At 58.8% G+C, this 7,010-nt stretch carries 8 protein-coding genes and 2 pseudogenes; 2 read left to right on the plus strand and 8 right to left on the minus strand.

All coding sequences use genetic code 11. From position 1 onward, the window contains the following. Positions 1 to 109 precede the first annotated feature (109 nt). The 3 genes from ACXYMN_RS19665 to ACXYMN_RS19675 form a co-directional block, all read right to left on the minus strand. Positions 110 to 271, minus strand: a complete 162-nt coding sequence (locus ACXYMN_RS19665) for an IS3 family transposase (RefSeq protein WP_459015775.1) — start codon at positions 269 to 271, stop codon at positions 110 to 112. Positions 272 to 380: 109 nt separating this feature from the next. Further along, complete coding sequence (locus ACXYMN_RS19670; protein WP_459015777.1) at positions 381 to 560, minus strand: hypothetical protein; 180 nt, start codon at positions 558 to 560, stop codon at positions 381 to 383. Further along, the gene (locus ACXYMN_RS19675; protein ID WP_459015779.1) at positions 557 to 712 is read right to left on the minus strand and encodes a transposase; all 156 of its coding nucleotides are present in this window, start codon (positions 710 to 712) and stop codon (positions 557 to 559) included. The genes ACXYMN_RS19670 and ACXYMN_RS19675 overlap by 4 nt, the downstream gene beginning before the upstream one ends. A gap of 164 nt (positions 713 to 876) precedes the next feature. Between ACXYMN_RS19675 and ACXYMN_RS19680 the strand changes: the two genes are divergently transcribed. Then, the gene (locus ACXYMN_RS19680) at positions 877 to 1,419 is read left to right on the plus strand and encodes a methanogen output domain 1-containing protein (RefSeq protein ID WP_459015780.1); all 543 of its coding nucleotides are present in this window, start codon (positions 877 to 879) and stop codon (positions 1,417 to 1,419) included. Next, the gene (locus ACXYMN_RS19685; protein ID WP_459015782.1) at positions 1,416 to 2,465 is read left to right on the plus strand and encodes a sensor histidine kinase; all 1,050 of its coding nucleotides are present in this window, start codon (positions 1,416 to 1,418) and stop codon (positions 2,463 to 2,465) included. Before ACXYMN_RS19680 ends, ACXYMN_RS19685 begins: the two co-directional genes overlap by 4 nt. A 448-nt stretch (positions 2,466 to 2,913) precedes the next feature. Here ACXYMN_RS19685 and ACXYMN_RS19690 read toward each other — a convergent pair whose 3' ends face one another. From ACXYMN_RS19690 to ACXYMN_RS19710, 5 genes and pseudogenes are all read right to left on the minus strand, one after another. Then, positions 2,914 to 3,936: an IS110 family RNA-guided transposase gene (locus ACXYMN_RS19690; RefSeq protein WP_459015784.1), complete on the minus strand. Its 1,023-nt coding sequence runs from the start codon at positions 3,934 to 3,936 to the stop codon at positions 2,914 to 2,916. Positions 3,937 to 4,351: 415 nt separating this feature from the next. Continuing rightward, positions 4,352 to 5,886, minus strand: a pseudogene (tnpC, locus tag ACXYMN_RS19695) (IS66 family transposase). Positions 5,887 to 5,948: 62 nt separating this feature from the next. Continuing rightward, entirely contained in the window at positions 5,949 to 6,296 is a 348-nt protein-coding gene (tnpB, locus tag ACXYMN_RS19700; protein ID WP_459015786.1) for an IS66 family insertion sequence element accessory protein TnpB, read from the minus strand. Next, complete coding sequence (tnpA, locus tag ACXYMN_RS19705) at positions 6,293 to 6,661, minus strand: IS66-like element accessory protein TnpA (protein ID WP_459015788.1); 369 nt, start codon at positions 6,659 to 6,661, stop codon at positions 6,293 to 6,295. Before tnpA ends, tnpB begins: the two co-directional genes overlap by 4 nt. 189 nt (positions 6,662 to 6,850) lie before the next feature. Continuing rightward, positions 6,851 to 7,010: pseudogene (locus ACXYMN_RS19710) on the minus strand (transposase); the annotation flags it as partial.

The following is a 7,010-nucleotide window of genomic DNA, read 5'->3' on the forward strand; positions in this document are numbered from 1 at the left end:
CTCGGCATCGGTCCATCATGACCCAGAGGGGTACGATCCATCCCCCGCTATCACGCCAATTTGCGCGATCAGCGTGATGGCTCCCATCATGCAACGGGAGCTGCCAAAATCATAAGACAAGAGGGGGGCGCATAAGGCGCATGAGCCGCCGGATGCGCTTCTGGTTCACAGGACGGCCCTCGTTCTGCAAGTGCCAGGTCATCTGCCGGACCCCGTAGAACGGCGTTTCCAGGAACTGCTTGTCGATCAACCGCATCAGGGCGAGGTTCATCTCGGTCTCGCCCTGCGGCGCGTAGTAGAACGACGAGCGCGAAATCGACAGCAGGCGGCATTGCGCCCCTATCGACAGCGTGGGTGGTGGCGTTCGATCATCCCGCGCCTCACTTGCCGGTCCAGGGCTTGAGCTTTCGTGACAAAAAATCGTTGGCGACGGCCAGCTCTCCGATCTTGGCGTGCAGCGACCGCACTGTCTCCTCGTCGAGCTCGGCCTTCTTCTTGCTGCCACGCTCGAAGATGTCCGAAGCCCCCTCAAGCAGCGCCTTCTTCCATTGGTGGATCATCGTCGCCTTTCAGTGTTTGCAAAGCAAACACCTGCCGGTAACAGATACACACCGTATTCCGCGGCCAGTTCCGACACGGTGCGCTCGCCCTTCACGGCTTCCAGCGCCACGCGAGCCTTGAAGCCTGCATCATGGTTCCTGCGTTTCGACATGTTCTGATCTCCTCGTTCTTGGAGACCAGCAGACGTCAGATTGTAGCTTCCGTCACTGTCCGATTTTCGGGGGGTAGCTCAACATGAAGGTGACCCAACGCTATGCATAGTATGTGGGCCTCGATAGGATACGCATGGACACCAGCGGAAGATGGGAGTTAAACGTGGATGATGAAGTTGTCGAAACCGAGGTTTCATTAAATCGAGATGTCTTCTTTCGCAGGCTGTTGCGCGATCTGAGCGGCACCCTTGAAGGGGTTGTCGGTCTTGAGGCCGCCGAAGGCTACATCAGCACAGTTGGCGGTCAGATCGGTCACTGGATTAACCGCGAGTATTGCGACGCACTGGGTACCGACCAGCTTGATGCAAAGATGGTCTCTGCCGTTTGCGTCGATCTCAAGAAACGCATTGGCGGCGATTTTTTTCTGATCTCGACAGATGATGGTCAGATGGTTTTCGGCAATCGCCGCTGTCCTTTCGGCGAGATGGTGAAAGGTCGGACATCGCTTTGTATGATGACCTCCAATGTCTTCGGGCGTGTCACGGCCGACAACCTTGGTTACGCCCGCGTCGAGCTTGATGAAACAATCGCGCAAGGTCATCAAGGTTGCCGCGTTGTTGTGCATCTGCAACCCGATCCCGACGACGCAACTGATGCCCGAGAATACTACCAATCACCGCATTTTTCCGTTGAGGAAGACGCGTGACCTCAGCCAGTGAGACGGACATCGCTGCAACGGCTTTGTCAGCTCATTCCGTCGCGACGCTGGTCGTCGATTTGACGGGAAAAGTGCTCTATTCAAACCTTGCTGCGCAAAAGGCTTTTGGACTCAACCCCAAGGTGCCCGGTTCGACACCAGGCAGCATTGCCAGTTGGCAATTGCGTCGCATGCCGCTGACCGAACTTCTTGGCACCGCGTCGATATCCTCCAATTGGATACCGGCAATTCTGACCCGCGACGGCAATATGGTACATGCACGAATGCGCGGAATCAGGCCCACGGGATCGGCACCCCCGAATGTGATGATCACCACGGTCAATGATGCGACAACACCGTTCCTCGCCCATGCCCAGCAGATCAAGAAGCTGAACAAACAGCTGGCCCTCTATCAAAAAATGGCTGGCGAATTGCAGGCGTCCGTCGAGATCTCAAAGGTACTGGAGCGCGAGCTCGTGCACCGCGTTAAAAATAACTTGGCAATCGTTTCAGCCTTGCTCAACCAACAGGCTCGTGCGTCAGAAGACCAAATCGTCAAGGACGAGTTGAAAAGCGCGGCTGGCCGGATCAGAGCGATCGCCGTCGTGCATGACATTTTGGATGCGAACCAGAAAACCGAAGTCGTTGATCTGAAAGAGATCATCATCGCGCTGATCAACGGAATCCGTGAAAGTCTTTGCCCCAGTCATATCCGGATTGAAACCGAGGCCAAAAATATCACGGTTCATATTGATGTGGCCTTGCCGCTTGCGCTGCTGATCAACGAGTTGGTTACAAATGCGATCAAGCACGCCTTTGTTGGGCGGCAGTCAGGGCGCATAGATGTCCAGAGTTCAATCCGAAACTCGGATATATGCATACGGGTCATGGACAATGGTGTTGGCGTTCCCGCCGATGAGACGAACCGACCGCGCACTGTCACCGCGCTTGCCGATCAGATGGGTGGGACCATCGAGTGTCGGGTTGAAACGGGAACAGAATGGGCGATCTTCATACCGTTCGATGGCGACCGTACAATGGCGAAACAAATCTGAGCACCCGAAAACCTATGGCCTGAAGGTGCCTTGCCAGGTGATGTCTGTCACTTATGGAGCAATCCCTTTGCGATTGGCGAACGCATGAGAAATGTGCGCAAAGTCCGCGTTGTTTGAATGCGCCGACCTCCTGATTTCGCGATTGCGGCGAAAGTCCTGTGTGGATGTATATGGACCCCGCCTTATTGCAACGGTCTTGGAAGGTCTGGTTTAGGATCACGATTGCTGACGTATATCCGGCTTCTGTGAACGGCCCAATACTTTGTCGCCGCGAGCCCCGATGGATTTCCGCTTGCCTCTCCCTCATTGGTTCCAAGGCATCAGCGTTTCTGTGCCGATCCACACACCAGGTTCAAGAAGCATCGGTTCGTGTCGTTGTCACCATCCCATGCCAATTTGCTGCAATATTCCGGGCTTTCCTTCCTACGTTTAGCGTTTCGGTGCTTTCTTACATTGAGATGGCGGGCCGATACTCGCCGCCACCAGATAAGACTGACCAAACGATCCGGGCATTCTTGTTGGCGAGTGCGACAGCCACCACATTTGGGTGGCGCCGGTCGCGCATCCGTCCGATCCATTGGCTTCTGGCATCTGTTTTACCGCTGGCCTTGGCAAGGACCGCGCGGGCACCATGGATCATCAAGGTGCGCAAGTATCGGTCTCCGCGTTTGCTGATCCCAATCAGGCGCGACTTGCCGCCACTGGATCGCTGCTTTGGAACCAGCCCAAGCCATGCTGCAAACTGCCTCCCATTCTTGAAGCACGTCCGGTCTCCGACAGCCGCAACAAGCGCCGTTGCTGTTATTGGGCCGATCCCCTCGATCTTGCCAATGCGTTGGCACATCTCGTTGGATCGAAAGAGGTCTCGGATGCGATTGTTGTAAACGGCAATGCGTTGATCCAGATCACTGAGTTCTTTGCGCACGTCGCGAACCAGCTCCAGGATTATATCTCCGAGGTTTTTGTCGGCCCCATCTGCAATCTGCCCGAGTGCATGTCTGAGGCGCGAGATATCGCGGGCGACCACAACACCATGCTCCGCCAACAAACCACGGATTTGGTTCACCAACCCTTTCCGGTCTGATACCAGTCTCTGGCGGATACGATGTACTGCCTGGATCTCGAGTTGTTCCGAGGATTTTGGCGGCACGAAGCGCATGGACGGTCTGCCGATGGCCTCGCAAATTGCCTCGGCATCGTTGCGGTCGTTCTTGTTGGATTTAACATACGGCGTCACAAATTGGGGCGAGATCAAACGAACCTCGTGCCCAAGGCCAGCAAAGACCTTTGCCCAATAGTGCGACCCGCTACAGGCTTCCATTCCAACAACACAGGGAGGCAACTCTGCGAAGAATTGAGGGACAGCATCCCGCCGCAATGTCTTTCGCAGGATGGCTTTGTCGTGAGCATCCACACCGTGGACCTCAAAGACATTCTTCGCCAAGTCCAAACCAATTCGAACAATCTGCATGGTATTTCTCCTTTCCCTCAATTGATCCTCTAAGGATCGCCGACAGAAGGCGGCGGGGTCCATACCATTGGCTCCCGCATAGCAAGTCGTAAATGATCCCGTGTACCTTTTCAGAAGCGGTCTTGTGTCCGGCCTGTTTGCGCGGTTCACACCGCTGGCCCTGATGGGATCCGCAGATCAGGTTCCTATCTGCTTTGCGGGCAGTTGCGCCCGGGACATTCGGCGGAGCGTCCTGATCGTTGCGGCTGAAGGGTACACCATCACATCGTTGGTCTTACTATCTCTCGGGCACTCGGCGGTCTACGCCGCGTGCGGCTTGTAGGGCTCGTCCCTTGTCAGGACGGCCCACATGATCCGTGCCGTCTTGTTCGCCATGGCGACCGTAGCAAGGTAACCGCTTGATTGTCACCACGGATTAGTGCGACGGCGTCCATTGCCACGGAAGCAGCTCGTCGAGCCGGTTGATCTTGTGATCATGGATACGGTCGAGGATGTCGGCCAGCCAAGCTTGTGGATCGAGCGCGTTCATTTTTGCGGTTTCGATGAGGGTCATCGCTCTGGCCAGCGTCTCGCCACCGCTATCGGATCCCGCGAAGAGCCAGTTCTTCCGACCGATGCCGATCGGGCGCATGGCGCGCTCGGCCGGGTTGTTGTCGATGCCGACGCGGCCGTCTTGAAGGAACAGCTCGAAGGATGGCCAACGGCTGAGTCCGTAGCGGAAGGCCTTGAAGGCATCGACCATGGGGCGTGAGTGCGCTTGGCGCGCGGCCTGTCGCAGCTCGGCAGACTGGCCGGCGATCTCGCGCTCGACATCGTAGAGCTTGCCGATCCGGTCAAGGGCCTCCAGCGCGATCTCGGACTTCGTGGTTTCCCAGACATCATGGAAGTCGCGACGCAAATGCGCCCAGCACGCGGCCTCGCGGAACTGACTGCTGCCGTCCGCGCGCGTTGCGTAGAGCGGATTGAAGCCGGCATAGGCATCTGCCTGGAGGATGCCTTCGCTGTCTCGCATATGGCGCTGAGGATGCTCCCCCTTCCGATCCGGGGAGAAGCGGTAGACGACGCCGGGGGGCGCCGTGCCGGCCCAAGGCCTCTGGTCCGAGACATAGGCCCAGACCCGCCCTTAACCCCTTTGCCCAGACCACGGTCGCGGCGTGACCGGTCCAGGACGCGGATCGGAGTGTCGTCTGCATGGAGGATCGGCGCGACCATCACCTCGGCCTCGATCCGCTCGATGACAGGGGCGAGCACCTTCATGGCCCGGCCGCACCAGTCCAGCAGCGTGCTGTCCGGAATGTCGGCACCCATACGGGCGTAGATTTCGTTCTGACGGTAAAGCGGGAGATGGTCGTCGAACTTTGAGACGAGGATCTGGGCCAGCAGCCCCGGACCGGCCATGCTGCCCGGGATCGGACGGCTTGGCGCCGCAGGCTGCACCATCTTCTCACACCAGCGGCAGGACTTCTTCACCCGCGCGATCTGAATGACCTTCATCTGTGCGGCGACCAGTTCGAGAAGCTCGCTGACATCCTCGCCCACTACACGCAGATCGCCTCCGCAATCGGGGCAGCAGGTACCGGGGTCAAGCTCGCGGCGTTCACGAGGTGTCGCGTCCGAGACGCGCGGCCTGCGACGCGGCTTGGCCTCGGCGATGGGAGTATCGGTCGCCGCAGGCTCCTCTTCCTCGGTTGGCCTGTCACGCTGCTCGGCAACCGCGACCAGCAGATCCTCCAGCGCCAGTTCCAACTGGGCAATCTCGCGCTCGATCTTTTCCGAGGACTTGCCGAAGGCCTGCTTCTGCAACTTGGCGATCCGCAGGCGCAGGGCCTGGACGAGTTGCTCATGGGCCTGGAGCGTGGCCGACATGCGCGCATTCTCTGCCTGAAGCGCGGCGATCATCGCCTTCAGGACAGCGGGGTCGTCAGAGAGAATGGCGGCATCACCGGACATGGCGACTGATACCACGCACAGGTAGATGTGGCCAATAAAACAAGGAGATTCAAACGGATAATCTATCCCACCCGAGCAGGCGGCGCGCCCCAGTCCGGGCGCCGCCAGTCGATCCCTTCCCAGAGCATAGCCAGCTGCGCCGACGTCAGTCGCGCTACCCCGGCTTCGGTGTTTGGCCAGGGAAAGCGCCCGCGCTCGAGGACCTTGTAGTAGAGGCAGAAGCCTTGGCCATCCCAGTAAAGCAGCTTTAGCCGATCTCCTTTGCGCCCGCGGAACGCGAAGACCGCGCCGCTCGCGGGCTTCTGGCGCAGCACGTCCTGCGCCATAGCGGATAGCCCCGCAATCCCCTTCCTCATGTCGGTCGCGCCACAAGCGAGGTAGACGCGGACCCCGGTGCCTGGGCCGATCATGCGGCTTCCACCGCCCGGATCAGCCGGGTCAGGGCCTCGCCATCCATGCTGCTGTCGAAACGGAGGCAGCGACCGTTGGCAAGTCGCAGTTCCATCAGGACCGACCGAGAGGGCGCAGGGGATTTTGCGGGTTCGGACATTGCGCCGAAATCAACCGGCAGGAAAACCGCCCCGCGATCCGGTGACCACAGCCCCTTCTTCTTCAGGTCACGGCGCCAGCCGTAGATCTGCGACCGCGTGAGCTCGTGCCTTTGGGCAACCTGCGTGACCGAGGCCCCGCCAACACCCACCTCAAGCAAGATCTCGAGCTTCTCGTCGTCACTCCACCGCCGGCGTCGCTCAACGCCCAGAACTTCGCCCAGCATGACCTCTCCCGCTAAGACACGTGCATAACTACGTCTTCATGCACGTGTCTTAGCTCGCCCTGCCTTCGTCAGGCAGGCGGCCTCAATCGGGCCGTTACGTAGCAAGACGGGCTGGCTTCCTCTGCAACAGCTTCGTTAGCCATGGATCGGCCCGATCCGGATGATTGGAGACCTGCCGCACACGCGATGTCATGCCGACGACAATAAGCTGTCGCAGATACCGATCGCCCATCTTGGTGATCTTCCCCAACCGCTCCTTCCCACCGCTGGAGTGGTTGCGTGGTGTCAGACCAAGCCAGGCCGCAAATTCCCGACCACTCTTGAACTGATGACCCGACCCGATCGTGGC

It is taken from the genome of Roseivivax sp. CAU 1753 (assembly GCF_054482575.1).

Excerpts from the sequence above, each read along its gene's own strand:
- ACXYMN_RS19665 (WP_459015775.1), bottom strand. The coding sequence starts at position 271 with ATGAACCTCGCCCTGATGCGGTTGATCGACAAGCAGTTCCTGGAAACG.
- ACXYMN_RS19670 (WP_459015777.1), bottom strand. The coding sequence starts at position 560 with ATGATCCACCAATGGAAGAAGGCGCTGCTTGAGGGGGCTTCGGACATC.
- ACXYMN_RS19675 (WP_459015779.1), bottom strand. The coding sequence starts at position 712 with ATGTCGAAACGCAGGAACCATGATGCAGGCTTCAAGGCTCGCGTGGCG.
- ACXYMN_RS19690 (WP_459015784.1), bottom strand. The coding sequence starts at position 3,936 with ATGCAGATTGTTCGAATTGGTTTGGACTTGGCGAAGAATGTCTTTGAG.
- tnpB (WP_459015786.1), bottom strand. The coding sequence starts at position 6,296 with ATGATCGGCCCAGGCACCGGGGTCCGCGTCTACCTCGCTTGTGGCGCG.
- tnpA (WP_459015788.1), bottom strand. The coding sequence starts at position 6,661 with ATGCTGGGCGAAGTTCTGGGCGTTGAGCGACGCCGGCGGTGGAGTGAC.